Annotated in this window: 25 protein-coding genes; 14 read left to right on the top strand and 11 right to left on the bottom strand. The window is 41.0% G+C overall.

The annotated features are described in order from the left end of the window. On the bottom strand, positions 1-630 hold the full coding sequence (locus FUA25_RS08270) for a TatD family hydrolase (RefSeq protein ID WP_147756449.1): 630 nt from the start codon (positions 628-630) through the stop codon (positions 1-3). Between the two features lie 87 nt (positions 631-717). Here FUA25_RS08270 and FUA25_RS08265 point away from each other — a divergent pair, with 87 nt between their 5' ends. From FUA25_RS08265 to FUA25_RS08240, 6 genes are all read left to right on the top strand, one after another. Further along, complete coding sequence (locus tag FUA25_RS08265; protein ID WP_147756448.1) at positions 718-1,347, top strand: TetR/AcrR family transcriptional regulator; 630 nt, start codon at positions 718-720, stop codon at positions 1,345-1,347. Between the two features lie 103 nt (positions 1,348-1,450). Then, on the top strand, positions 1,451-2,446 hold the full coding sequence (locus FUA25_RS08260; protein WP_147756447.1) for an outer membrane protein assembly factor BamD: 996 nt from the start codon (positions 1,451-1,453) through the stop codon (positions 2,444-2,446). 39 nt (positions 2,447-2,485) lie between these two features. Then, entirely contained in the window at positions 2,486-2,809 is a 324-nt protein-coding gene (locus FUA25_RS08255) for a DNA-directed RNA polymerase subunit omega (RefSeq protein ID WP_147756446.1), read from the top strand. 114 nt (positions 2,810-2,923) lie between these two features. Continuing rightward, positions 2,924-4,126 carry a bifunctional phosphopantothenoylcysteine decarboxylase/phosphopantothenate--cysteine ligase CoaBC gene (gene coaBC / locus FUA25_RS08250; protein WP_147756445.1) on the top strand — a complete coding sequence of 401 codons (1,203 nt, stop codon included), beginning with the start codon at positions 2,924-2,926 and terminating at the stop codon, positions 4,124-4,126. Positions 4,127-4,163: 37 nt separating this feature from the next. Then, positions 4,164-5,066 (top strand): DUF4835 family protein, encoded by a 903-nt coding sequence (locus tag FUA25_RS08245; RefSeq protein WP_147756444.1) that lies wholly within the window; start codon positions 4,164-4,166, stop codon positions 5,064-5,066. Positions 5,067-5,190: 124 nt separating this feature from the next. Then, entirely contained in the window at positions 5,191-6,843 is a 1,653-nt protein-coding gene (locus FUA25_RS08240; protein ID WP_147756443.1) for a DNA repair protein RecN, read from the top strand. On the opposite strand, the gene mnmA is transcribed toward FUA25_RS08240, so the two are convergent. Together mnmA and FUA25_RS08230 are read right to left on the bottom strand one after the other, a co-directional pair. Further along, on the bottom strand, positions 6,840-8,027 hold the full coding sequence (mnmA, locus tag FUA25_RS08235) for a tRNA 2-thiouridine(34) synthase MnmA (RefSeq protein ID WP_147756442.1): 1,188 nt from the start codon (positions 8,025-8,027) through the stop codon (positions 6,840-6,842). The genes FUA25_RS08240 and mnmA overlap by 4 nt on opposite strands. A gap of 131 nt (positions 8,028-8,158) precedes the next feature. Further along, a complete protein-coding gene (locus tag FUA25_RS08230) occupies positions 8,159-9,367 on the bottom strand; it encodes an NAD(P)/FAD-dependent oxidoreductase (protein ID WP_147756441.1) in 1,209 nt (402 codons plus the stop codon). Positions 9,368-9,440: 73 nt separating this feature from the next. Here FUA25_RS08230 and FUA25_RS08225 point away from each other — a divergent pair, with 73 nt between their 5' ends. Then, positions 9,441-9,935 carry an acyl-CoA thioesterase gene (locus FUA25_RS08225; protein WP_147756440.1) on the top strand — a complete coding sequence of 165 codons (495 nt, stop codon included), beginning with the start codon at positions 9,441-9,443 and terminating at the stop codon, positions 9,933-9,935. A 42-nt stretch (positions 9,936-9,977) separates the two neighbouring features. Beyond that, positions 9,978-11,030, top strand: coding sequence for a thiamine-phosphate kinase (thiL, locus tag FUA25_RS08220; RefSeq protein WP_147756439.1), 1,053 nt, complete (start codon positions 9,978-9,980; stop codon positions 11,028-11,030). A gap of 8 nt (positions 11,031-11,038) precedes the next feature. Here thiL and FUA25_RS08215 read toward each other — a convergent pair whose 3' ends face one another. Together FUA25_RS08215 and pepT are read right to left on the bottom strand one after the other, a co-directional pair. After that, on the bottom strand, positions 11,039-11,884 hold the full coding sequence (locus tag FUA25_RS08215; RefSeq protein WP_147756438.1) for a UDP-2,3-diacylglucosamine diphosphatase: 846 nt from the start codon (positions 11,882-11,884) through the stop codon (positions 11,039-11,041). Between the two features lie 174 nt (positions 11,885-12,058). Continuing rightward, positions 12,059-13,315 (bottom strand): peptidase T, encoded by a 1,257-nt coding sequence (gene pepT / locus FUA25_RS08210; RefSeq protein ID WP_147756437.1) that lies wholly within the window; start codon positions 13,313-13,315, stop codon positions 12,059-12,061. Between the two features lie 179 nt (positions 13,316-13,494). On the opposite strand from pepT, the gene FUA25_RS08205 reads away from it, so the two are divergent. Together FUA25_RS08205 and FUA25_RS08200 are read left to right on the top strand one after the other, a co-directional pair. Then, positions 13,495-14,343, top strand: coding sequence for a hydroxymethylglutaryl-CoA lyase (locus tag FUA25_RS08205; protein ID WP_147756436.1), 849 nt, complete (start codon positions 13,495-13,497; stop codon positions 14,341-14,343). Positions 14,344-14,352: 9 nt separating this feature from the next. Next, on the top strand, positions 14,353-14,754 hold the full coding sequence (locus tag FUA25_RS08200; protein WP_147756435.1) for an OsmC family protein: 402 nt from the start codon (positions 14,353-14,355) through the stop codon (positions 14,752-14,754). 5 nt (positions 14,755-14,759) lie between these two features. On the opposite strand, the gene FUA25_RS08195 is transcribed toward FUA25_RS08200, so the two are convergent. The 4 genes from FUA25_RS08195 to FUA25_RS08180 are packed head-to-tail and all read right to left on the bottom strand — an operon-like array spanning position 14,760 to position 16,732. Continuing rightward, positions 14,760-15,086, bottom strand: coding sequence for an SUF system Fe-S cluster assembly protein (locus tag FUA25_RS08195; RefSeq protein WP_147756434.1), 327 nt, complete (start codon positions 15,084-15,086; stop codon positions 14,760-14,762). A 55-nt stretch (positions 15,087-15,141) separates the two neighbouring features. Further along, on the bottom strand, positions 15,142-15,840 hold the full coding sequence (locus FUA25_RS08190) for a 3'-5' exonuclease (protein WP_147756433.1): 699 nt from the start codon (positions 15,838-15,840) through the stop codon (positions 15,142-15,144). Positions 15,841-15,881: 41 nt separating this feature from the next. Further along, positions 15,882-16,223: a tRNA-binding protein gene (locus FUA25_RS08185; protein ID WP_147756432.1), complete on the bottom strand. Its 342-nt coding sequence runs from the start codon at positions 16,221-16,223 to the stop codon at positions 15,882-15,884. Further along, positions 16,220-16,732, bottom strand: coding sequence for a hypothetical protein (locus FUA25_RS08180; protein ID WP_147756431.1), 513 nt, complete (start codon positions 16,730-16,732; stop codon positions 16,220-16,222). The genes FUA25_RS08185 and FUA25_RS08180 overlap by 4 nt, the downstream gene beginning before the upstream one ends. 94 nt (positions 16,733-16,826) lie before the next feature. Between FUA25_RS08180 and FUA25_RS08175 the strand changes: the two genes are divergently transcribed. Continuing rightward, positions 16,827-18,362 (top strand): YifB family Mg chelatase-like AAA ATPase, encoded by a 1,536-nt coding sequence (locus tag FUA25_RS08175; RefSeq protein ID WP_147756430.1) that lies wholly within the window; start codon positions 16,827-16,829, stop codon positions 18,360-18,362. Between the two features lie 275 nt (positions 18,363-18,637). Here the strand turns inward: FUA25_RS08175 and FUA25_RS08170 are convergent, their stop codons facing one another. Beyond that, positions 18,638-18,928 carry a cytochrome C gene (locus FUA25_RS08170; RefSeq protein ID WP_147756429.1) on the bottom strand — a complete coding sequence of 97 codons (291 nt, stop codon included), beginning with the start codon at positions 18,926-18,928 and terminating at the stop codon, positions 18,638-18,640. Positions 18,929-19,163: 235 nt separating this feature from the next. Here FUA25_RS08170 and trpS point away from each other — a divergent pair, with 235 nt between their 5' ends. From trpS to FUA25_RS08155, 3 genes are read left to right on the top strand one after another with little or no spacing between them, the layout of a single operon-like run. Beyond that, positions 19,164-20,132 carry a tryptophan--tRNA ligase gene (gene trpS / locus FUA25_RS08165; protein WP_147756428.1) on the top strand — a complete coding sequence of 323 codons (969 nt, stop codon included), beginning with the start codon at positions 19,164-19,166 and terminating at the stop codon, positions 20,130-20,132. Positions 20,133-20,163: 31 nt separating this feature from the next. Beyond that, positions 20,164-20,532 carry a 3-hydroxyacyl-ACP dehydratase gene (locus FUA25_RS08160; RefSeq protein ID WP_147756427.1) on the top strand — a complete coding sequence of 123 codons (369 nt, stop codon included), beginning with the start codon at positions 20,164-20,166 and terminating at the stop codon, positions 20,530-20,532. Further along, positions 20,532-21,014 carry a hypothetical protein gene (locus tag FUA25_RS08155; protein WP_147756426.1) on the top strand — a complete coding sequence of 161 codons (483 nt, stop codon included), beginning with the start codon at positions 20,532-20,534 and terminating at the stop codon, positions 21,012-21,014. Before FUA25_RS08160 ends, FUA25_RS08155 begins: the two co-directional genes overlap by 1 nt. On the opposite strand, the gene fabG is transcribed toward FUA25_RS08155, so the two are convergent. Further along, complete coding sequence (fabG, locus tag FUA25_RS08150; RefSeq protein ID WP_147756425.1) at positions 21,015-21,749, bottom strand: 3-oxoacyl-ACP reductase FabG; 735 nt, start codon at positions 21,747-21,749, stop codon at positions 21,015-21,017. It lies immediately after the preceding gene. Between the last annotated feature and the right edge of the window lie 2 nt (positions 21,750-21,751).

Here is a 21,751-nt window from a genome sequence, read left to right as displayed (position 1 = left end):
TTATATGGTAATTTTTAAAAACTCAAGGTTGTCTTTTATTTTTTTACTCAGTTCTTCCGGAGTTGTGTTTTTCAAACGGGCGGTGAGTTCATATAATTCCCTGAGGTCGAAGTCAGCGGTATCGGTTTCCAGGAATAATTTTTCAGTTGGGACTTCGCTTAAAAAATCCTGCAAATTTACATTATACAAAGCAGATTTTCCGAAACTCAAAAAAAAATCATTTTTCAGCAGTTCCAGACCAATCGTTTTTCTTTTGTTGAAACCGTGTACGATCATGGGTACATTAGCTTTTTTTTTCAAACGAATAAGATCTGAAAACATTTTCACACAGTGAATGATGAGCGGTTTCTTGATTTCATTGGCCCATTCGATCTGTTTTACAAAAACCTCTTCCTGAATTTGACGGTCAGGTTTTATTATTCCGTCAAGCCCGCATTCACCGATGGCGACACATTTATCATTTTTTGAAACTTCTTTTAACCACCTAAATTTTTCCTCCATATTTTCTGCAGTTTCACTGGGATGAATTCCTGCCGAAAAAAGAGCGGGGGGTAATTCTTCGCCACAGCCCAGATTATAAATGCCTGAAACGCTATTGAAATAGTGATGATGGAAATCAAATAAAAGCATTCCCAAATTTAAGAAAATTTGGCTTTAATGCTTTAAACGCTTGTTTATCTGTTAAAAAAACGTTAATTTTACTTCAACGGAAACAATATGGGTAAGAAATTTACAGATAAACAGATACATATACTAGAGGTAGCGGAAGAACTGATTGCCCAAAAAAGTTTTGAAGGCACATCGGTACGGGATATTTCGGCGAAAGCGGGCATTAATGTGGCGATGATTTCCTATTATTTCGGTTCCAAGGAAAAAATGATGGTGTATCTGTATCAGTACAGGGTTCAGAAAACGCGCGCGAATTTTTCAGAGTTTACCGAAACCATCAAAGACGGGAAACCAGAAATGCAAATGAAAGAAATTCTGAAATACATTGTTTCTCAGCTTTTTAAGTATAATTATTTTCACGGTTTTGTCACGCAGGAATTCCGGCATACAGATCATCTGAAAGATGAACTCCTGGATTTTTATCAGCTTGCAGTCATGAAAATTGATGAAGTCATTAAAAAAGGAGTGGCATCGGGCGTTTTCACATTTGCCGTTAAGCCTGAAGATGTCCTGACAAATGTAATGGGAGCCACACTTTTTGTTATCCGGAATCCGAAGTTCTACGAAATTTATCTTCCCAATTCTAAAGATTCTAATTATCTAAAAGAGGCAGAAAAAAAAGTGAAAGCCAATATTCTGATATCCGTTTTTATGAATTTGGGGTTCACACAGGAATAAAAAGAGTTAAATATTCATAAAACAAAAGCAATTGGCAAAAAAGTTATATTTTTGCAGGCGGAGAACTTAAAATTTTTTAAAAGGTCTCTTTACAGTGAAGTCTATGAAAAAGTATATATTGATTCTTGTTGCTGTTATAGTAGTTTCAGCCTGCAGATCGCAACAGGATATGGCTATGAAAAGTGCCGACAAGAATTTTATTCTGAAAGTTGCCAACGAAAAATTTGCGAACAAGAAATGGGCCGACGCCCTAGCTCTTTATGAGCGCGTTACCAATCTGGTTGCTGGTACTGATGATTTGGCAAATGTTATATTTAACTCAGCGTACGCGAATTATTACGACAAAAATTATAAATTGGCGGGGCATCAGTTCAAAAATTTTGCGGTGAGTTTTCCTAAAGAACCCCGAAAAGAAGAAGCTGCATACATGTCTGCACTCTGCTATTACGAAGGTTCCATGGATTATAACCTGGATCAGACGAGTACAGAACTGGCTATTAATGAGCTCCAGGATTTTCTGAATAATTATCCCGATTCCGAAAGGTCTAAGAACATTGGTCAGTTAATTGACGAATTGACGTATAAACTTGAATTTAAAGCATACCAAAACGCCAGTCAGTATTATAAAATGGGATCTTATAAAGCGGCAAATGTTGCTTTGGAGAATGTGCTGAACGATTTTCCAAGCACGAAACTTCGTCCGAAGATTTATGATTATATAATGAAGTCGCGGTATGAACTTGCCGTAAATTCAGTGTATGAACTAAAAAAAGAAAGACTGGAGAATGCCGTGGCCTTTACAAAAACGGTTGAAAAAGAATTGCCGGATAGTGAATATTCGAAAACAGCTTTGGACTTAAGAGACAAACTGGTTAAAGAACAGGCAAATTTTGCAAAACTTCAACAGGATATAGAAGCTAGAAGAACTGCGTTTACAGCAAAACAGAAACGTGAGGAAGAGCGGTTAGCAGAGAAAAATATGACTCAGCAACAGCTAAACAAACAGGAAGATGATCAGAAAGCCGCAGAACAAATCCAGAGAGACAGTGCTGCCCTTGCAACGCCGCCACCTGCTGCCGTTTTCGATATCAAAAAATAATTTGTATTTTTGCAGATTAAATTAAGTAAAATACTGAAGATGAACATAAAAGAAAGTAAGGCAGAGTTAAGCACGATCACTTACGACAAAGATAAGATTGAGGAAAAAGTGGATTCTATCTATGAAGCCATCGTAATAATGGGTAAAAGAGCAGAACAGATCAATGCGGAAATCCGCAGCGAACTGCACGGAAAACTCGACGAATTTGCGGTACACAATTCAACTCTGGAAGAAGTTTTTGAAAACAGAGAGCAGATTGAAATCTCCAAGCATTATGAAAAGCTTCCGAAACCTACTTCCATTGCTATTGATGAATTTCTGAATGATGAAATTTATTTCAGAAAAACAGAGGAAAAAATTTAATACTATTAAATATCTGCAAAAGTCACAAACGGGTTTTCTCTTTTGTGACTTTTGTTTTTTATGACCTCAGAGGTTTTAAATAAAATAAGTAAATTCGTAACATAAAATTCTAAAATGAATCTTTCCGGGAAAAAGATACTGATTGCCGTTTCGGGCGGAATCGCTGCCTATAAGATTAATCTCCTGATCCGCGATCTTGTTAAAAAAGGTGCAGAAGTTCAGATCCTGATGACTCCTTCAGCAGAGCAGTTTGTGTCGAAACTCACCCTTTCTGTGCTTTCAAAAAATCCGGTATACTCTGATTTTTATGATCAAAACGGGACTTGGAACAATCATGTGGAATTTGCACTTTGGGCAGATGTCATAATAATGGCTCCCTGCACCGCAAACACCCTGGGAAAGATGGTTCATGGGATTTGTGACAACCTGGTCATCGCAACGTATATGTCGGCGAGATGTCCAGTATTCATTGTGCCGGCAATGGATCTTGAAATGTACCAGCATCCGTCCACCAAACAGAATCTTGAAATTGCTGAAGATTTCGGACATTTTATTATTCCTGCCGAAAGCGGTGAATTGGCAAGCGGTCTTGTCGGACAGGGAAGGATGGCAGAACCCGAAACAATTGCCCGAACTATTGAAGATTTCTTCACTACAAGTAGCAGTAAAAATTTAGTTGGAAAAACGGTTCTTATAACCGCGGGTCCAACGTATGAAGCCATTGATCCTGTTCGTTTTATCGGAAATCATTCTTCCGGAAAAATGGGGTTTGCATTGGCTGAAGAAGCGGCAAAACGCGGGGCATCCGTGATTTTAATTTCCGGGCCCAGCGCAGAGAAGGTAGTTCATGAAAATATTGAACTCTTCCGCATCAATACGGCAAAGGAAATGTTTGATGAAGTTTTCAGACATTATGAAAACTCGGATATCGCAATAGCAAGTGCTGCTGTAGCAGATTATGCTCCAAAAGAAACCGCGACTGAAAAGATCAAGAAAAGTGGAAACTCTCTGACCATTGAATTGGTGAAGAACCCTGATATTTTAGCGACGATGGGCGAAAGAAAAACCCATCAGTTCCTAGTAGGGTTTGCCCTGGAAACCCAAAATGAAGAGGAAAATGCCGCTGGAAAACTTCAGAAGAAAAATCTGGATATGATTGTGCTGAATTCGCTCCGCGACCAAGGCGCCGGTTTTAGGGGCGACACCAATAAAATAAAAATTCTCACATCAACGGAAAAGCAGGAGTTTTCTTTAAAATCAAAAGATGAGGTCGCAAAAGATATCCTCAATTTTGTGGAAATCAAAATTTTAAAATAAACGGCGCGAATTCCCGTTTTCAAATTATAAAACCATTATGAAGAAATTTTTTACAATATTCATCCTCCTGCTTAGTGCAAATCTTGCTTTTTCGCAGGAAATATTTGCAACCGTTCAGGTTAACTCACAGGTGATGGGCGGAAGTAACCAGCAGGTGTATAAATCTCTGGAGAAGAACCTCCGTGATTTCATCAACAACACGAGCTGGACAGGGAAAAAACTTCAGAATTTCGAGAAAATAAAATCCAATTTTGCCCTCGTCATTACAGAACGTAACGGAAATGTCTTTAAAGGGAGTATTGTTGTTCAGGCAGTAAGACCGGTTTTCAATTCCAGTTATGAATCGCCGCTTCTGAATTTAAACGACACCAAATTTTCTTTCGAATATGTGGAAAATGAAAATCTGATCTTCAACGAAAGACAGTTTTCAGGGAAAAATCTCATCGATGTAATCAGTTTTTACGTTTATTTAGTGCTTGGCTATGATGCTGACGGTTTTCAGGTAAACGGTGGCCAGCAGTGGTTCACAAAATCGCAGCTGATTTCCCAAAACTCCCAGAACAGAGGTTATGAAGGCTGGGCCGAAGTTGAAGGTCCCAGAACCAGGGCTTCCCTAGTTAACGGTCTTTTAAACCCCAATTCAAACACGCTTCGCAATGTTTATTACACCTATCACAGAGCCGGTCTGGATAATTTAGGTAATCAGGATCAGACTCAGGCGAAAAAAATTATTGCCGATGCGCTTCTTCAGCTTAAATACTATGAAAATAATTTTCAGATGAATTATCCCATCAATCTTTTCGTGGATACGAAGAATGATGAAATTTACAACATCTTCGCCGAAGGGAATAACGGGGCAGCCAACATGGCAGATCTGAAGCAGCTGATGATTACTTTGGTGCCGAAATATACCGACACTAAATGGAACAAATGGAAATAACTGAATGGCAATAGTCTGAATTCGACTGTTATTTTTATCTCCATCTTCGGGAGGCAATTCTCCAATTTATCCCTAAATTCGCGATTCATTAAACGTTTCTAATTTGTAATCCGTCCTCCAACCCATGCTTTCAAGAATATTTATTCAGAATTTTGCGCTCATCGATTCCCTCGAAATTACTTTGAACAAAGGTTTACAGGTGATTACAGGAGAAACCGGGGCCGGAAAATCCATTATTTTGGGAGCTTTACGCCTTATTTTAGGGGAAAGAGCCGATGCAAAATCGTTACAGAACAGCGATAAAAAGAGCATTGTGGAAGCCGAATTTTCTTTGAATGACCATTTTAAAGATTTTTTTGAGCAGAATGATCTCGATTTTGAAAACCAGACGGTTATCCGCCGCGAAATCCTGCCAACCGGGAAATCCAGGGCTTTTATCAACGATGTTCCCGTGACTTTGGAAATCCTGAAAACCCTTTCTGAAAGGCTCGTCGATATCCATTCCCAGTTCGAGACATCCAATCTTTTTGATGAAGAATACCAGTTCAGGATTCTGGATGCACTATCCGAAAACAAAACATTAATTCTCCAATATCAATCTGAATTCTCTGACTTCCAGAAACTTAAAAAAGAACTGGAACATCTTAAATCACAACTCCTTGAAGGAAATAAGGAAGCAGATTACCGCAATTTTCTTTTGAATGAACTCGAAGAAAACCATCTCGAAGACATTGATCTGGAAGAACTGCAGAATCAACTGAATACCCAGGAAAATCTCGGAACGATTTCTGAAAACCTGGCCCAGATTTTCACCAGAACCGATTCGGATGAGGTGGGAATCATCGATTCTTTGGTTGATGTGCGTTCCAGGCTTTCAAAAATTGCGGAACTTTCACACCAGTTCACCGCGTTTCACCAACGGTTGGAAGAGAATTTTCTCGAATTCAAGGATATTATTCTCGAACTTTCCGATGAAGCCGAGGATCTGATCACCAATCCAACCCTTGTCGAAGAACTGAATGCCAAAATTAATCAAATCAATGCGCTGTTCCTGAAACATCATGTAAATTCGGTGGATGAACTCATTGAAATCCGCGAAAAACTTTCCGGTGAACAGCAGGGATTCTCGGAAGTGGAAGTTTTTATTTCTGAAACCGAAAAGAAAATTTTGATGCTGGAAAAGAGTCTGACACAACTGACCGATCAGCTTTCAAAAAACCGCAGAAAATCGGCACCTGTATTCATCAGCAAAATTGAAAGTCTTCTGAAGCAACTCGGACTCGAAAAGGCAAAAGTGGAAGTACAGCTCACGGAAAATAAAAATTTCACGTCTTTCGGGAAGGAAAATATTCAGTTGCTGTTTCAGGCGAATGCCGGTTTCCCTTTGAAACCGATACAGTCAGCAATTTCGGGCGGTGAACGTTCCAGGGTAATGCTTTCCGTTAAAAAGCTTATGGCGGAAAATGCTGAACTTCCCACGCTGATCCTGGATGAAATCGACACCGGAGTTTCCGGAAAAGTTGCCGAAGAAATGGGCAATGTGATGCGTGAAATGTCCGAAAACATGCAGCTCATCGTCATCACTCACCTTGCGCAGGTCGCTGCGAAAGGAAATGATAATTATAAAGTGGTAAAAGAAGAAATTTCGAATAAAACGCAGACGAATATTATTTCTCTGAATTCAGAAGAGAAACTGCAGGAAATAGCGCAGCTGCTTTCGGGAAGTAAAATCACGGATGCTGCGGTTTCCCAGGCCAGGGAACTGATGAAGAATTAAGAAATTACGCCGCTTCCCAACAATTCGTCGTCCAGATACCACGCTGCAAACTGTCCTTCGGCAATGGCAGACTGCGGGTTTTCAAACTCGATATAAAAACCTTCCTCAAACTGATACAGCACCGCGTTTTCGAGTGCCTGACGGTAACGGATTCTGGCTTTTACAGCCAACTGTTCTCCGTTTTTCAGTCTTAAATCGTCGCGGACCCAATGTACATCACTATTTTCAATTTTTAAAGCTTTCCGGAAAAGTCCCGGAAAATTTTTCCCTTCGCCAACAAAAATAATGTTGTCCTCCATATTTCTGGAGATGATGAAGCATGACTCCTTATGGCCGCCAATGCCGAGACCTTTGCTTTGGCCGATCGTAAAATAATGGGCGCCCTGGTGTTTTCCGATGACTTTTCCATCGGATTTCTTATAGACTGTTTTTTTTGACAGGAATTGGAGCTCTTCCAATTTTGAAGAAAACTCAGGCAAATTTTGCTGAAATCCTTCAAAATCGTTGAAAATTTCAACAATTTCTCCTTCTTTTGGTTCGAGTTGCTGCTGAAGGAATATCGGCAAACTTACTTTCCCGATAAAACAGAGACCTTGGGAATCCTTTTTGTCGGCAGTGACCAAGCCTATTTCTTTTGCGATTTCCCTGACTTCCGGTTTGGTGAGTTCACCAATCGGAAACAGTGATTTTGAAAGCTGATCCTGATTCAGCTGACAAAGGAAATACGACTGATCTTTATTGTTATCTTTTCCGGCTAAGAGGTGAAATGTTTCCTTTCCGTTTTCATCAACAGTAGAATCCACCCTAGCGTAATGACCAGTTGCGACTTTATCGGCACCGAGCGAAAGTGCAGTTTTCATAAAAACATCGAATTTTACCTCGCGGTTGCAGAGCACATCCGGATTCGGAGTCCGGCCGCTTTTATATTCTGCAAACATGTAATCAACGATTCTTTCTTTGTAAAGATCGCTCATATCAATCACCTGAAAAGGAATTCCCAGTTTTTTGGCAACAAGAAGCGCATCATTGCTGTCTTCGATCCACGGACATTCATCTTCCAGCGTTACGGAAGCATCATTCCAGTTGCGCATAAAAAGAGCAACCACTTCATGACCCTGCTGCTGAAGCAAATACGCTGCAACACTTGAATCTACACCTCCCGACAGACCGACAACAACTTTCATATTTTTTGGTAATAATGAAGACGGATAAAATCCGCCTAATTTTCTGCAAATTTAAGATATTCTGTCAGATTTTTATCCGCTTCAAAATACATGGTTTGAATGGAAGAAATAGAAGAATAATTAAAGTTAATTTAGGCATCGTTGAGATCTTCCGCGATGAGCCAGGCTTCACTCCAGCACGCCTGAAAATTAAAACCTCCTGTCACAGCATCTATATTCAGCACTTCTCCGGCGAGATAGAAGTTATCGAGGATTTTCGACCTCATGTTTTTGAAATTGATTTCCTTTAAATCCACACCGCCGGCAGTTACAAACTCATCTTTATAGGTAGATTTTCCGGAAACCGTCATCAGATTTTTACAGAGGTTCTGTAGAATCAGCTGAAGTTCTTTAGCAGAAATATTGGAAATGTTCTTGTCAAGGTCTACCTTCGAGAGCCATAGAATACGGTGCCAGAATCTTGTGGTAATATCGAATATTTTTGAAGTCCCAATTGATTTCTTAGGATTTTCTTCTCTGAAATTTCTGAAAATTTCTTCCGCTGTTTGGGTATCCATTCCGATGAAATTCACCAGAATATCGAAACGGTATTTCAAATCGGCAAGTTCGCGCGCTTTCCAGGCGGAAATTTTAAGAATTGCCGGTCCCGAAAGTCCCCAATGCGTAATCAGCATCGGTCCGCTTTCCTCCATTTTCAGCTGTGGAATTGAGACTTCAGCATAAGGAAAACTGGTTCCCATCAGGTCTTTCAAGGCTTCGTTTTTAATATTGAAAGTAAAAAGCGAAGGAACGGGTTCCACAATTTTATGTCCAAGATTTTGAATCAGTTTCAAAGATTTTGGTGAGCTGCCGGTCGCGTACACCACGAAATCAGCGTAATACACTCCTGAATTTGTTCTGATGATATACTGGTGCTCTTTTTTTTCGATCTCTACCACAACTGACTGGGTTTTAACCGCGAAATTCCTGTTTAAAACCTCGTTTACCATCGCATCGATGATGGATTGAGAGGAATTGCTTTCGGGAAAAACGCGGTTGTCATCTTCAATCTTTAGCGGAACGTTTCGTTGGTCGAACCATTCCATCGTGTCGCCCGGCTGAAATTTGTGAAAAACACTCAAAAGTTCCTTATTTCCACGCGGATAAAAACGCGCCAGTTCTTTCGGATCGAAGCAGGCATGAGTCACATTGCACCTTCCGCCGCCGGAAATTTCTACTTTCTGCAGTACGTCGGTATTCTGTTCCAGTATCGTTACACTGAATTTGTTCTCGTCCAGATTTGCTGCACAAAAAAAACCTGCTGCGCCGCCCCCAATTATTATAACTGATTTTTTCTCCATATTAATCCGGCAAAAATACGATTTTTCTAAACCACCTTTAATCCGTAAATTTGGCCTTCCAAAAAAACATTAAATGTCTGTATATCATTATAAATTTGAAGTGCGCTGGAGCGATATTGATGCAAACCGCCATCTCGCCAATTCCACTTATGTTGAATATTGTGCCCAAACCCGGATGGCTTTCATGAATACCCACAAAATGGGGCTTAAGGAACTCAACAGATGGGGAATAGGACCAGTGATGCTGCATGAAAGGTATTCGTTTTTTAAGGAAATTCTTCCGGACCAAACCATTTATGTAAGCCTTGAGATCTCCGGAATGTCTGAAGATGCAAGCATTTACCAGTTTGTGCATAAATTTTATCATGAAGACGGTACCCATTGTGCTACTTCTGAAGCAACAGGAGTCTGGATTGATATGATGCTGCGAAAAACCACCACACCACCGGATGATATCCTGGAAGTCATGAAGGAATTCAGCACCGAAAACACCAAAGTTCTGACCAGAGAAGACCTGAAAAACCTTCCCTTCCGACCGGAAAACACGGACCCCTCACAATTTCTTTAATTTTTTACCCTCGCCATTAACACCGTTTAAACACCCATCACCATGCTCGAAGATAAAGCTCCACAACTCACTCCCATTTCCGCTTTTGGCGAATTCGGACTGATCAAACATTTAACCGAAAATTTTAGTTTTGAGAATGAATCTACTGAAGTTTCCATCGGGGATGATGCAGCCGTCATCAATCCAAAAGGACAAAAAGTGGTCGTAACGACTGATGTTTTGGCGGAAGGTGTTCATTTTAATCTCGGCTATGTTCCTTTGAAACATTTGGGTTACAAAGCAGTGGTCGTGAATCTGAGCGATATTGCGGCCATGAATGCAGTTCCGACGCAGATTCTGGTCTCATTGGCCATTTCCAACCGCTTTCCGGTAGAAGCGCTTGAAGAAATTTATGCAGGAATTGCTTTGGCCTGTAAACGCTACAAAGTTGATCTGGTGGGCGGAGATACAACAAGCTCCACTTCAGGGTTGGTCATGAGCATTACCGCTATCGGTCTTGAAAATTCAGAAAATATCGTGAGAAGAAACGGAGCAAAACCGAATGATTTATTGGTAGTAACCGGAGATTTGGGGGGCGCTTATTTGGGACTCCAGATTCTGGAACGCGAACATTCTGTATTTCTCGCCAATCCGAATATGCAGCCTGAAATGGAAGGCTATGATTATATTCTTGAAAAACAGCTGAAACCGGAAGCGAGAACCGACATTAAAAAAACACTGAAAGAACTCGACGTGATGCCGACTTCAATGATTGATGTTTCAGACGGACTTTCTTCTGAAATTCTGCATCTTTCTGATCAGAGTAAAGTAGGTTTCAGACTTTATGAAGAAAAAATACCAATGGATTCACTGACGATATCCACTGCGGATGAACTCAACCTGAATCCTGTGATGTGCGCCATGAATGGCGGTGAGGATTTTGAGTTGCTCTTCACGATTTCTCCGGAGGATTTCGAAAAAATTAAAAACCACCCCGATTTCAGCATTATTGGCCACGCGGTGGATTTGGAACAGGGTAATTTTCTCGTGGCCAGAGGCAGCGGTGAACTGATTGCCCTGAACGCACAGGGTTGGGATGCTTTTCTGAAGAAATAATTTAAATTTTATACTTTCTGCCCAACAAAAGCGGCAAAAACATTCGGATGAATGAGTTCATCCACATTTACAGAGATGTCATTTTCCTCGATTGTAGGTTTCTCAAATTTGGTTTCATCAAAATACAGGAGTTTCCATTCGCCGTTATCATATTCCAGATAACTTAGATTTTCGATCCAGTCACCCGAATTCAGGTAGCGCACAGAACCTTTTTCTGTTGTAACCGTCCGGTCTGCAGGCTGATGAATGTGCCCGCAGATCACGAAATCGTATTTGTTTTCGATGGCGAGTTCAATTGCTTTTTCTTCGAAATCACCGATAAATTTCACTGCATTTTTAACAGAATTCTTGATTTTTTTGGAAAGGGAAACTTTTTTCTGACCCATACTTTCGAGCAGGAAGTTGATTGCCCTGTTCACCAGGATGAGCCAGTCGTAACCAATCCCGCCGATTTTCGCGATGAATTTTGCGCCGCCTTTGGTCGTATTATCGAAAATATCGCCATGAAACAGCCAGTGTTTTTTACCGTTGATTTCCAGCAGGTATTTATCGGTCAGGAAGAGGTTTCCCATCGTGAGGTCTGAATATTTTCTCAGAAATTCGTCGTGGTTTCCGGTAATGTAAATGATCTGGGTTTCGCTTTTCATCATCCTGAAGAATTCACTCAGAACCGCCATATGCGAATTGGGGAAGTACTTTTTGGAAAAAGCCCAGCCATCGATGATGTCGCCGTTCAGAATCAGCAGCTTCGGATTGATGCTTTTCAGATAAGCCACCAGTTCCGAGGCGTGACAGCCGTACGTCGCCAAATGGATATCTGAAAGAACAACGATTTCTACATTGCGTTTTTCCATTAAAGTTTTTTCAAAGTTAATTGTTCGTATTGAAATGCAGATGAATTTAAATTTAATTTTTCAAAAGTCCGTTAACGGAAGTTTAATTCTGAAAACAAAGAAGTGAAGACCTCAGAAAAAAAGATGCTCCACTTCGTTGAAATTTATAATTTGAGTGATTATCAGTGAATTTTATCAGCTTTTTTTCGCTTTTGCAATATTGATGATCACTTCAACTGCCTTTTCCATGCTTTCGAGCGCTACATATTCGTAAGGTCCGTGAAAATTCAGGCCGCCGGCAAAAATATTCGGGCAAGGCAATCCCATATAAGAAAGCTGTGCACCGTCGGTACCACCGCGGATGGCTTTTATTTTCGGTTCAATATTCGCCTCTTTCATCGCCTGTTCAGCAAGATCCACAATGTGCATTTTGCCTTCAAACTGCTGTTTCATGTTGCGGTACTGCTCCTTGATCTCAATTTCAGCGGTACCTTCTCCAAATTTTTCGTTGAATTCCGCTACTTTATCGATCATGAATTTTTTTCTGGCTTCAAATTTTTCTTCATCGTGGTCCCGGATGATATATTGAATTTTCCCTTCAGAAACATCTGATTTTAAATCGGTCAGGTGATAAAACCCGTCAAAGCCTTTTGTGGTGGAAGGCGTTTCGTTTTCCGGAAGCATTTTTATAAATTCAGCCGCCAGAAGACTTGCATTCACCATCTGTCCGAATGCATAACCAGGGTGAACACTCAATCCGTGGATTTTTACAACTGCACCTGCAGCGTTGAAATTTTCGTATTCGAGTTCGCCCACTACACCACCATCCATCGTATACGCCCAGTCGGCACCGAAGTTTTTCACATCAAATTTATGTGCACCGCGGCCGATTTCTTCGTCAGGAGTAAAACCTATGGCAATTTTCCCATGTTTGATTTCCGGATGTGCGAGAAGATATTCTGCGGCGGTAACGATTTCCGCCAAACCGGCTTTGTCATCGGCACCGAGAAGTGTGGTTCCGTCGGTCGTAATCAGCGTTTTTCCGATATAATCTTTAAGGCTTTTGAATTTTGAAGAAGAAAGCGTGAATCCTGTTTCTTTGTTCAAAACAAGATCTTCGCCGTTATACTCTTTCCAAATCTGAGGATTTACATTCTCGCCGCTGAAATCCGGCGAAGTGTCATAATGGGAAATAAATCCTACAACCGGTTCACTGTCATTTTCTGTATTTGAAGGAACGTAGGCATAAATATAACCGTTACCGTCGAGTTTTACATCGCTTAAACCCAATGCTTTCAGCTCTTCAAAAATATATTTGGCAATATCCCACTGTCTTTCTGTAGACGGAGTGGCTTCGCTTTCGGGATCGCTGGTTGAATAAATTTTAACGTAAGAAAGGAAACGGTTCAACAGTTTTGTTTTCCATTCCTGGCTGAATTCAATTGTCTGCATAAAATAAAATTTTAACAAAGTTAAAATTTTCGGTGGAGGTAAGGATAAAAGGAGAAGCTTATTTTTAGCTGTACATCAGGGAAGAGGTCAACTGATTAATACTCAAATAATTATTTCAGCTGTGCCTTTCTATATTATTTTTTAAAGTTTTGCTATCTTTGAGAAAATCAAAAACCAAAATGTTTTTAACCGAATGTCCGCGAGATGCCATGCAAGGCTGGAATGAAATGATTCCGACCCAACAGAAAATCGACTATATCAATGCCTTGATGGAAGTGGGTTTCGATGTGCTGGATTGCGGAAGTTTTGTCTCCCCAAAAGCCATTCCGCAAATGGCAGATTCCGGGCAGGTGATTGATGAAATTGACAAAACGCTTTCAGACACGAAACTTTCTGTGATTGTGGCCAATTTCCGTGGCGCCGAAAAAGCGCTTGAACATCAGAATGTCGATATTCTGGGTTTTCCTTTTTCGATTTCCGAAACTTTTCAGTACCGCAACACGAATAAAAATCAGGAGGAGGCTTTTCAGGATATCCTGAGGATATTTGAACTTACAGGAAGTCAGAATAAGCAACTGAATATATATTTTTCAATGGCTTTCGGCAATCCTTACGGAGAGAAATGGGACTGGCAGGAAGTGGATTTCTGGACGAACCGTTTCAGTGAAATCGGGATAAAAAACATCTTGCTTTCAGACACAACCGGTGTTGCTGATACCGCGAGTATTGAAGTTCTTTTTGAAAAAATTCCGGCAAAATATCCTGAGATCGACTTCGGAGCGCATTTTCACAACCGGTACGAAGATTCTTACCGAAAACTCAAATCAGCATACGACAAAGGCTGCAGAAGATTTGATTCGGCCATTAAAGGAATTGGCGGCTGCCCGATGGCGAAGGATGATCTGGTAGGAAATATGCCGACGGAACAGGTGATCAACTTTATGGCGACAGAAAAGATTAACCATTCGCTGAATCTGCTTAACTTTGAAAGTGCTTACAACCAGGCGAAAGATATTTTTCATTTTTAAACATCCATCATGACTTCAAAAATAACCTACCTCGGCGATCTGCGCTGCGAATCTGAACATGTACAGTCAGGAAACGTCATTTTAACCGACGCACCTACCGATAATCACGGGAAAGGAGCCGCTTTTTCACCCACAGATCTCTGTGCAACTTCGCTGGCGCAGTGTATGCTGACAACAGTCGCGATCCTGGGAAAAGATAAAGGAATTGTTATTGACGGATCGTATGCGGAGCTTCAGAAAATCATGAATCCAAAGCCGAGAAAAATCGGGGAAATTGTCTGTGACCTTTATTTTAAAGGAAATTTTTCAGAGGATGAAAAAGAATTTATAAAGGAAACGGCACTGAACTGTCCGGTTGCGCTTTCTCTACATCCTGATGTGAAAAAAACCGTCAGTTTTAATTATAAATAGGATAATTAAACCATTCCCAACTCAAAACGGGCCTCTTCGCTCATCATGTCCTTGTTCCATGATGGTTCGAAAGTAAGTTCCAGATCTACATTTTTTACGCCTTCCACTTCAGCGATTCTTTCCCGGACTTCAGCAGGTAAACTTTCAGCAACCGGACAGTTTGGTGTGGTTAGAGTCATGATTACTTTCACTTCGCCTTCCTCAGAAATCTGCACATCATAAATAAGTCCGAGTTCATAAATGTCAACCGGGATCTCGGGATCGTAGACCGTTTTTAAGTTTTTGATGATATTTTCGCCGATGTCGGCAATTTGGTCGTCGGTAAAAGCCATTTTTTTTGTTTTTTCATACCAAATTCACTTTAGTGAACAGGTTCTTTTCTTTAAATTAATCAGATTTTCGTTCCAGTAATTCTTCCTGACGGAGACGCCTGAAAACGTTTGCCAAAGTTAAGACATCTTTTTCACAATATTGAACTATTCTAAATAAGTCTTTTTCTATATGATAGATCGACGAAACCATAGAGCCGTCGATGTCATCTTTCGGCGTAGGAATTCCGAAAACATGCGCCAAAAGTTCCAGTGAAATGAATGATTTGTAATCCCCGAATTTCCAGAGTTCCATCGTGTCGAGATGCGGGATTTCCCAAGGTTTTTTACCGAACATCTGAAACGGTTTCGGTGGCTGCATTCCGTTAATGAGAAAACGTCTGGCAATCCAAGGGAAGTCAAATTCCTTTCCGTTGTGCGCGCAGAGAATAACATCGCGGAGTTTCGGGCGGTTGAAGATTTCTCCGAATTCCTGCAGAAGCATTTTTTCATCGTCTCCAAAAAAACTTCTGATCATCAGTTTTTCACTCTTCTCGAGTATTCCAACCGAAATACAGATGATCTTACCGAATTCCGCCATAATTCCGCCTCTTTCACCGTAAAATTCTTCGGCCGTAAAATCTTCTTTGCGCTGCATTCTGGTTTTCTTGTCCCAGAGATACTGGTCGGTTTCATTCAAATCTTCCCACTTCCCCGATTGCGGTACCGTTTCAATGTCGAGGAAGAGGACTTTTTCTAAAGGGATTTGCTGGATCATCTTAAACGGAAATTAAGGATTTGTAAAACGAAGTTAATAAATTATCCAACTTCAAGCCCATTTTTCACCGGTAAAGAAGTGGTTAAAAGCGTCACCTCTTTGTTTTCCCCATAAACACCCAGAACCAGACATTCGCTGAAAAAATTGGCGATCTGTTTTTTCGGAAAGTTCACGACAGCCAGAATCTGCATCCCGGTCAAAGCTTCTTTTGAATAAAGTTCGGTGATTTGCGCGGAAGATTTTTTAATTCCGAGGTCCCCAAAATCAATTTCCAGTTTGTAAGATGGGTTTCGGGCTTCCAGGAAATCTTTAGCGGAAATGATGGTTCCGCTTCTGAGATCTATTTTTTCAAAATCGCTCCAGGATATTTCAGGTTTTGTCATTTTGGTAAAGAATTGATTAAATTTTCTGTTTTGAGTTTGCTTTCAGCATATTTTTTCTGAAGGACAGAATTTTCACCCATCCTGCGGTAATATTCAAGCGCTTTTTCGCCGAACTGTTTTTTATGGAAGTCGGAAGCCTCAGGAATCTGCGGAAAGATTTCATGGAACATCATTTCATAGTACGCCTGAAATTCCCTTTCATTTTTATCCTCCACCACATTTCCGGGAGCTTTCTGGCGCACATGCAGCATTTCGTGCGCCATCATATTCGCTACTAGAACCAAATCGAAATCAAAAAGGTTTTTGGGAATCATGACTTTCTGTTGTTCGCCGAGCCTGCCTTCTGCGGTCAGCAGTAATGATTTTGATGAAAGTTCTTCGCGAAATCCAAAACCACCGAAATTCTCGTGATCAAGTCCGAAATTTCTGATGAGAAACGCTGCCGCATCCAGAATCTGGTCATTCGCCCGGTACGCTTCAAGATGTGATTTTATATATTCCAGATTCATATTTCAGACAAAATTAATGTTTAGCAGGTGTAAAAGTAAAAATGTCATTCAAATAAAAGAAATTTTTTAAATTTACTCATCAAAATAACCCGGAATGTTGGTCAAAATCTACGGAAGTGCCATTCACGGAGTTTCTGCTCAGATCATCACCATAGAGGTGAATGTTGATACTGCAGGAGTAGGCTATCATTTGGTTGGTCTGCCTGATAATGCCATTAAGGAAAGCAGTTACCGGATTTCTGCTGCACTCAAAAATGGCGGTTTTAAAATTCCCGGAAAAAAAATCACGATCAATATGGCTCCTGCCGACCTCAGAAAAGAGGGATCCGCTTATGATTTAAGCATTGCGCTCGGAATTTTGGTGGCTTCTGATCAGATTGTTGCAGAAAATATCGGAGACTATATCATTATGGGCGAATTGTCGCTAGACGGCAGCCTTCAGCCGATAAAGGGGGTGCTTCCCATTGCTATAAAAGCGCGGGAAGACGGTTTCAAAGGCATCATTCTGCCAAAACAGAATACGCGGGAAGCCGCCATCGTGAATAGCCTTGAAGTGTATGGTGTTGAAAATATTAAGGAAGTCATTGATTTTTTTAATGAAGGAATTCCACTGGAAAGAACGGAAATTGATACGAGAAAAGAATTTCAGGATAGAATCAACTATTTCCCTTTTGATTTTTCTGAAGTCAAAGGTCAGGAAACTGCAAAACGTGCCATGGAAGTCGCAGCAGCTGGCGGACACAACATTATTCTCATCGGCCCGCCAGGAAGCGGGAAAACCATGCTCGCCAAAAGAGTTCCGAGTATTTTGCCGCCCCTAACCCTTAAAGAAGCGCTGGAAACAACAAAAATTCATTCTGTAGCCGGAAAAATCGGAACGGAAACCTCGCTTATGACCATTCGTCCTTTCCGAAGTCCACATCATACGATTTCAGATGTGGCTCTGGTTGGTGGCGGAAGTTATCCGCAGCCCGGAGAAATTTCTCTGGCGCACAACGGGGTTCTGTTTCTGGATGAGATGCCGGAATTTAAAAGAACGGTGCTCGAAGTGATGCGGCAGCCGCTCGAAGACCGTGAAGTTACCATTTCCCGTGCAAAATTCTCGGTGAACTACCCGGCAAGTTTTATGCTGATTGCGAGTATGAATCCTAGTCCGAGCGGATATTTTCCCGATGATCCGAACAATACTTCTTCCGCCTTGGAGATGCAGCGCTATATGAACAAGCTTTCGGGACCGCTTCTGGACAGGATCGATATCCATATTGAAGTCCAGAAAGTGGAATTTGAGCAGCTTTCTGACCGGAGGAAAGGAGAGCAGAGTGAGGCCATCAGACAGCGGGTTCTGAAGGCGCGTGAAAAGCAGACAGAAAGGTATCAGGATTTGGAAATGAGTTATAACGCTCAGATGGGTCCGAAAGAAATCGAAAAATTCTGCGAGCTCGATGAAACTTCGAAAAATCTCATCAAAACAGCGATGGAAAAACTCAACCTTTCAGCCAGAGCGTACGACAGGATCCTGAAAGTTTCCAGAACCATTGCCGATCTGGAAGATTCAGAAAAAATCAATTCCGAACATATTTCAGAAGCCATCCAATACCGAAGTCTGGACCGGGAATTCTGGAATGTATGAGCGGTCTGATTCCGGATTTTTTTTCCGTGAAAATCCAACTAGAAAACAAATTTTTCCAAAAAATCCAACTGCTGTTTAACTTTCTTACCGTCCATTTAAGCCTTGGAAAATCCATCCGAGGAGGATATAGGTTGCATATAGAATCCTTATAGGATCCATATAGGATCGCATCACAAATATTAACTCCTGAAACCAAAAAGGAGAATCATAAAAAGAAAGAGTGTTTAATTTTTAAGCGTTCGGCACACTTTTAAATTCATCAGAATTCGATACCATCACTTTTTAGCTCCTGCTGCCACAAAATCATAGACCAGCTGATGCTGCTCGTCACTCAGTTTTGCCTTTGGGGCCATTCTGTTCAAAATTCCCACCCAGTCCTGTGCAGAATGGTCTGCTGGATTCGGCAGATCATGACAACGTTTGCAGGAATTATCGAAAATGGTTTTCCCCTGAGCCAGTTTGTCTGAAGTATTGGTGTTCACAGTCGTAACCGTCGTCACTTTCGGGGTGCATGAAATTAAAAACAGGGTTATTCCGCAGGTGGCGGCCATCACATTCTTTATCATTATTTTAAATTATTTAGGCGCGTTTCTTTCTAGGAATGAAACCACTTCTGTTAGAAATCAAAAATAACTAAAAAATGTTTATACTTTTTAACTGCGCTGAAATTTTTCAGATGAAGGTGAAGGACGGTAACTTGCTCATCTAAAAAAAGTCCGTAATAATTGTTATTTTTGCTGCACTGAATTTTGAGTGATCGCAAATTGCCCAAATATTTAAATTCTAATTCAATCGAATCTTATGGCAAGAATCCTAACCGGAATACAGGCAACAGGAACCCCGCATCTCGGAAATCTTTTGGGAGCGATTATTCCCGCAATAGAACTTTCGAAAAAACCTGAAAACGAATCATTTCTTTTTATCGCAAACATGCATTCCTTAACGCAGATTAAAGATGCAGCAGCACTTAAACAGAATACTTACGAAATCGCGGCAGCATGGCTCGCGTGTGGTTTGGATACCGGTAAAACTTTTTTTTACCGCCAGAGCGACATTCCCGAGGTCTGTGAACTTTCCTGGTATCTTTCGTGTTTCTATCCGTACCAAAGGCTTACTTTGGCGCATTCTTTTAAAGATAAAGCCGACCGTCTGGATGATGTTAACGCAGGACTTTTTACCTATCCGGTTCTAATGGCTGCAGATATTCTGCTGTATGATGCCGAAATTGTTCCTGTTGGGAAAGACCAGCTTCAGCATCTGGAAATGGCACGTGATATGGGTGCAAGATTCAACCACCAGATGGGAGAGGTTTTTGTGCTTCCGCAGGCTGAACTTCAGGAAGACACGAAATATGTTCCCGGAACCGACGGCCAGAAAATGTCGAAATCCAGAGGAAATATCATTAATATTTTTCTTCCGGAAAAAGAACTGAAAAAGCAGGTAATGGGTATTGAAACCGATTCCAAATCCCTGGAAGAGCCGAAAGATCCGGCCTCCGACAAAGTTTTTGCGCTGTACGAACTCATTGCTTCCAGTGAAGAAACGGAAGTTTTAAGACAGAAATACCTCGCCGGAAATTTTGGGTATGGCCATGCAAAAAAGGAATTACTTGATCTGATCTTGGTTAGATTTTCAAAAGACCGCGAACTTTTTACGTATTACATGAACAACCTTCCCGAATTGGAAGAAAAACTTCAGTCCGGAGCCGGAAAAACACGCGAAATAGCTACAGAGACGTTGAAAAGAGTCCGTACAAGTCTGGGAATGTAAAAATCCTGTAAAAATTCCTGAATATAAACCAATGGCTGCTTTAAAGGATTTTTATACCGTAAAGTCTACGGAAAAAACGGAAACCGGGATTTTTCTGGTTCATGTGTTCCTGAACAAAAATCACGAAATCTACAAAGGGCATTTTCCCGAAAATCCGGTGGTTCCTGGTGTCTGCATGCTGCAGATGGTGAAGGAGTTAACAGAAGAGATTCTGCAGAAAAAACTGTTTTTCACTTCCGCATCCAACGTAAAATTCATCTCGTTCATCAACCCGGAATTAACGCCGGGATTGGTGCTGACGCTGGATATCTCGGAAGACGAAGAGATCAAAGTAAAAAGTACGGCCTCTTTTGGTCAGACTATTGCATTAAAGATGTCGGTAAAATATAAAATACAATAATGAAAACCCTTTTTCTTCTCCTGACTTCTTTCCTTCTCTTTTTTCAGACCCATGATCTTCAGACGGTCAGAAATAATTATCCGGCTGCAAATCTTTCAAAAGCAAATGCAGATTCTTTCAAAACCATGGTGGCAAAAACTTCCTCGTCCGATCCTGTTTTTAGGGGCTATAGGGCGGCATCGGAGATTATCTCAGCAAAATTTATGAAAGGCAGTGAGCGCAAAACGGCACTGACAGCGGGAATAAAATTACTGGAAAGCACTATCGCTGCGAATCCTGCGCAGGCGGAACTTCGCTTTATCCGTTTTAGTATTCAGGAAAACCTGCCGAAAATCGTGAATTACAGATCCAAAATCACAGAAGATAAAAATTTCATCCTTAAAAATTATTCAAGACAGAATTCGGGACTGAAAAATTATATGAGGGAATATTTAAAATCTTCGAAAGGTCTTACTGCTGCCGAAAAAGCTTCTTTAAAATAATTACGAGTAAATTCCGCCGTTGATGTTGATAATTTCACCTGTAATGTAGGAGGATTTTCTGCCTGCCAGAAAAGCAACCAGATCCGCAACTTCTTCAGCTTCTCCGAAACGGTTCGCCGGAATCATGGCTTTGAGTTCATTTTCGTTAAAATCTGCAGTCATTTCTGTTTTAATAAAACCCGGAGCTACTGCGTTTACCGTAATATTTCTTTTTGCGACTTCCTGAGCCAGGGCTTTTGTGGCGCCGATTACAGCACTTTTCGCGGCAGAATAATTGGTTTGTCCTGCAGTTCCCTTCAATCCGGAAACGGAAACCATGTTGATGATTCTTCCGTATTTGTTTCTCAGCATTTTCTGGATAAAAAAACGCGTGACATTGAAGAAGCCGTTCACACTAGTATTCATAACCGAATTCCAGTCATCAGGACTCATCCACATAAAAAGACCGTCGCGCGTGATTCCGGCATTATTAATGATGACTTCTACAATTGAATCCGGATTTTTTTCTTCCCAATTTTCAAGTGTTTTCTGCGTTTCTTCTGCGTTTCCGACATCAAATCTGAGAATTTCTCCGGTGGAACCAAGTTTTTCAACGGCTTCCAAAGTTTCAAGGGCAGCCGCTTCATTCGACTGATAATTGATGAGAAGGTGATAGTTCTTTTCTTCCGCAAGCTTAAGACATACTGCTCTTCCGATTCCTCTGGATCCTCCTGTAACAATGGCACATTTCCGCATAA

It is taken from the genome of Chryseobacterium sp. (genome assembly GCF_008014695.1).
In the GTDB taxonomy this organism is placed as follows: domain Bacteria; phylum Bacteroidota; class Bacteroidia; order Flavobacteriales; family Weeksellaceae; genus Kaistella.
This window is presented reverse-complemented; position numbering and strand designations above follow the sequence as displayed.

What these genes read in the sequence shown, in the direction of transcription:
- coaBC (WP_147756445.1), top strand. Translation starts at nt 2,924, where the DNA reads ATGAATCTTTCCGGGAAAAAGATACTGATTGCCGTTTCGGGCGGAATC.
- FUA25_RS08260 (WP_147756447.1), top strand. Translation starts at nt 1,451, where the DNA reads ATGAAAAAGTATATATTGATTCTTGTTGCTGTTATAGTAGTTTCAGCC.
- FUA25_RS08255 (WP_147756446.1), top strand. Translation starts at nt 2,486, where the DNA reads ATGAACATAAAAGAAAGTAAGGCAGAGTTAAGCACGATCACTTACGAC.
- FUA25_RS08270 (WP_147756449.1), bottom strand. Translation starts at nt 630, where the DNA reads ATGCTTTTATTTGATTTCCATCATCACTATTTCAATAGCGTTTCAGGC.
- pepT (WP_147756437.1), bottom strand. Translation starts at nt 13,315, where the DNA reads ATGCAGACAATTGAATTCAGCCAGGAATGGAAAACAAAACTGTTGAAC.
- FUA25_RS08180 (WP_147756431.1), bottom strand. Translation starts at nt 16,732, where the DNA reads ATGAATCTGGAATATATAAAATCACATCTTGAAGCGTACCGGGCGAAT.
- FUA25_RS08185 (WP_147756432.1), bottom strand. Translation starts at nt 16,223, where the DNA reads ATGACAAAACCTGAAATATCCTGGAGCGATTTTGAAAAAATAGATCTC.
- thiL (WP_147756439.1), top strand. Translation starts at nt 9,978, where the DNA reads ATGCTCGAAGATAAAGCTCCACAACTCACTCCCATTTCCGCTTTTGGC.
- FUA25_RS08215 (WP_147756438.1), bottom strand. Translation starts at nt 11,884, where the DNA reads ATGGAAAAACGCAATGTAGAAATCGTTGTTCTTTCAGATATCCATTTG.
- FUA25_RS08190 (WP_147756433.1), bottom strand. Translation starts at nt 15,840, where the DNA reads ATGATCCAGCAAATCCCTTTAGAAAAAGTCCTCTTCCTCGACATTGAA.
- FUA25_RS08225 (WP_147756440.1), top strand. Translation starts at nt 9,441, where the DNA reads ATGTCTGTATATCATTATAAATTTGAAGTGCGCTGGAGCGATATTGAT.
- FUA25_RS08205 (WP_147756436.1), top strand. Translation starts at nt 13,495, where the DNA reads ATGTTTTTAACCGAATGTCCGCGAGATGCCATGCAAGGCTGGAATGAA.
- FUA25_RS08200 (WP_147756435.1), top strand. Translation starts at nt 14,353, where the DNA reads ATGACTTCAAAAATAACCTACCTCGGCGATCTGCGCTGCGAATCTGAA.
- FUA25_RS08160 (WP_147756427.1), top strand. Translation starts at nt 20,164, where the DNA reads ATGGCTGCTTTAAAGGATTTTTATACCGTAAAGTCTACGGAAAAAACG.
- fabG (WP_147756425.1), bottom strand. Translation starts at nt 21,749, where the DNA reads ATGCGGAAATGTGCCATTGTTACAGGAGGATCCAGAGGAATCGGAAGA.
- FUA25_RS08230 (WP_147756441.1), bottom strand. Translation starts at nt 9,367, where the DNA reads ATGGAGAAAAAATCAGTTATAATAATTGGGGGCGGCGCAGCAGGTTTT.
- FUA25_RS08170 (WP_147756429.1), bottom strand. Translation starts at nt 18,928, where the DNA reads ATGATAAAGAATGTGATGGCCGCCACCTGCGGAATAACCCTGTTTTTA.
- FUA25_RS08245 (WP_147756444.1), top strand. Translation starts at nt 4,164, where the DNA reads ATGAAGAAATTTTTTACAATATTCATCCTCCTGCTTAGTGCAAATCTT.
- FUA25_RS08240 (WP_147756443.1), top strand. Translation starts at nt 5,191, where the DNA reads ATGCTTTCAAGAATATTTATTCAGAATTTTGCGCTCATCGATTCCCTC.
- FUA25_RS08265 (WP_147756448.1), top strand. Translation starts at nt 718, where the DNA reads ATGGGTAAGAAATTTACAGATAAACAGATACATATACTAGAGGTAGCG.
- mnmA (WP_147756442.1), bottom strand. Translation starts at nt 8,027, where the DNA reads ATGAAAGTTGTTGTCGGTCTGTCGGGAGGTGTAGATTCAAGTGTTGCA.
- trpS (WP_147756428.1), top strand. Translation starts at nt 19,164, where the DNA reads ATGGCAAGAATCCTAACCGGAATACAGGCAACAGGAACCCCGCATCTC.
- FUA25_RS08195 (WP_147756434.1), bottom strand. Translation starts at nt 15,086, where the DNA reads ATGGCTTTTACCGACGACCAAATTGCCGACATCGGCGAAAATATCATC.
- FUA25_RS08155 (WP_147756426.1), top strand. Translation starts at nt 20,532, where the DNA reads ATGAAAACCCTTTTTCTTCTCCTGACTTCTTTCCTTCTCTTTTTTCAG.
- FUA25_RS08175 (WP_147756430.1), top strand. Translation starts at nt 16,827, where the DNA reads ATGTTGGTCAAAATCTACGGAAGTGCCATTCACGGAGTTTCTGCTCAG.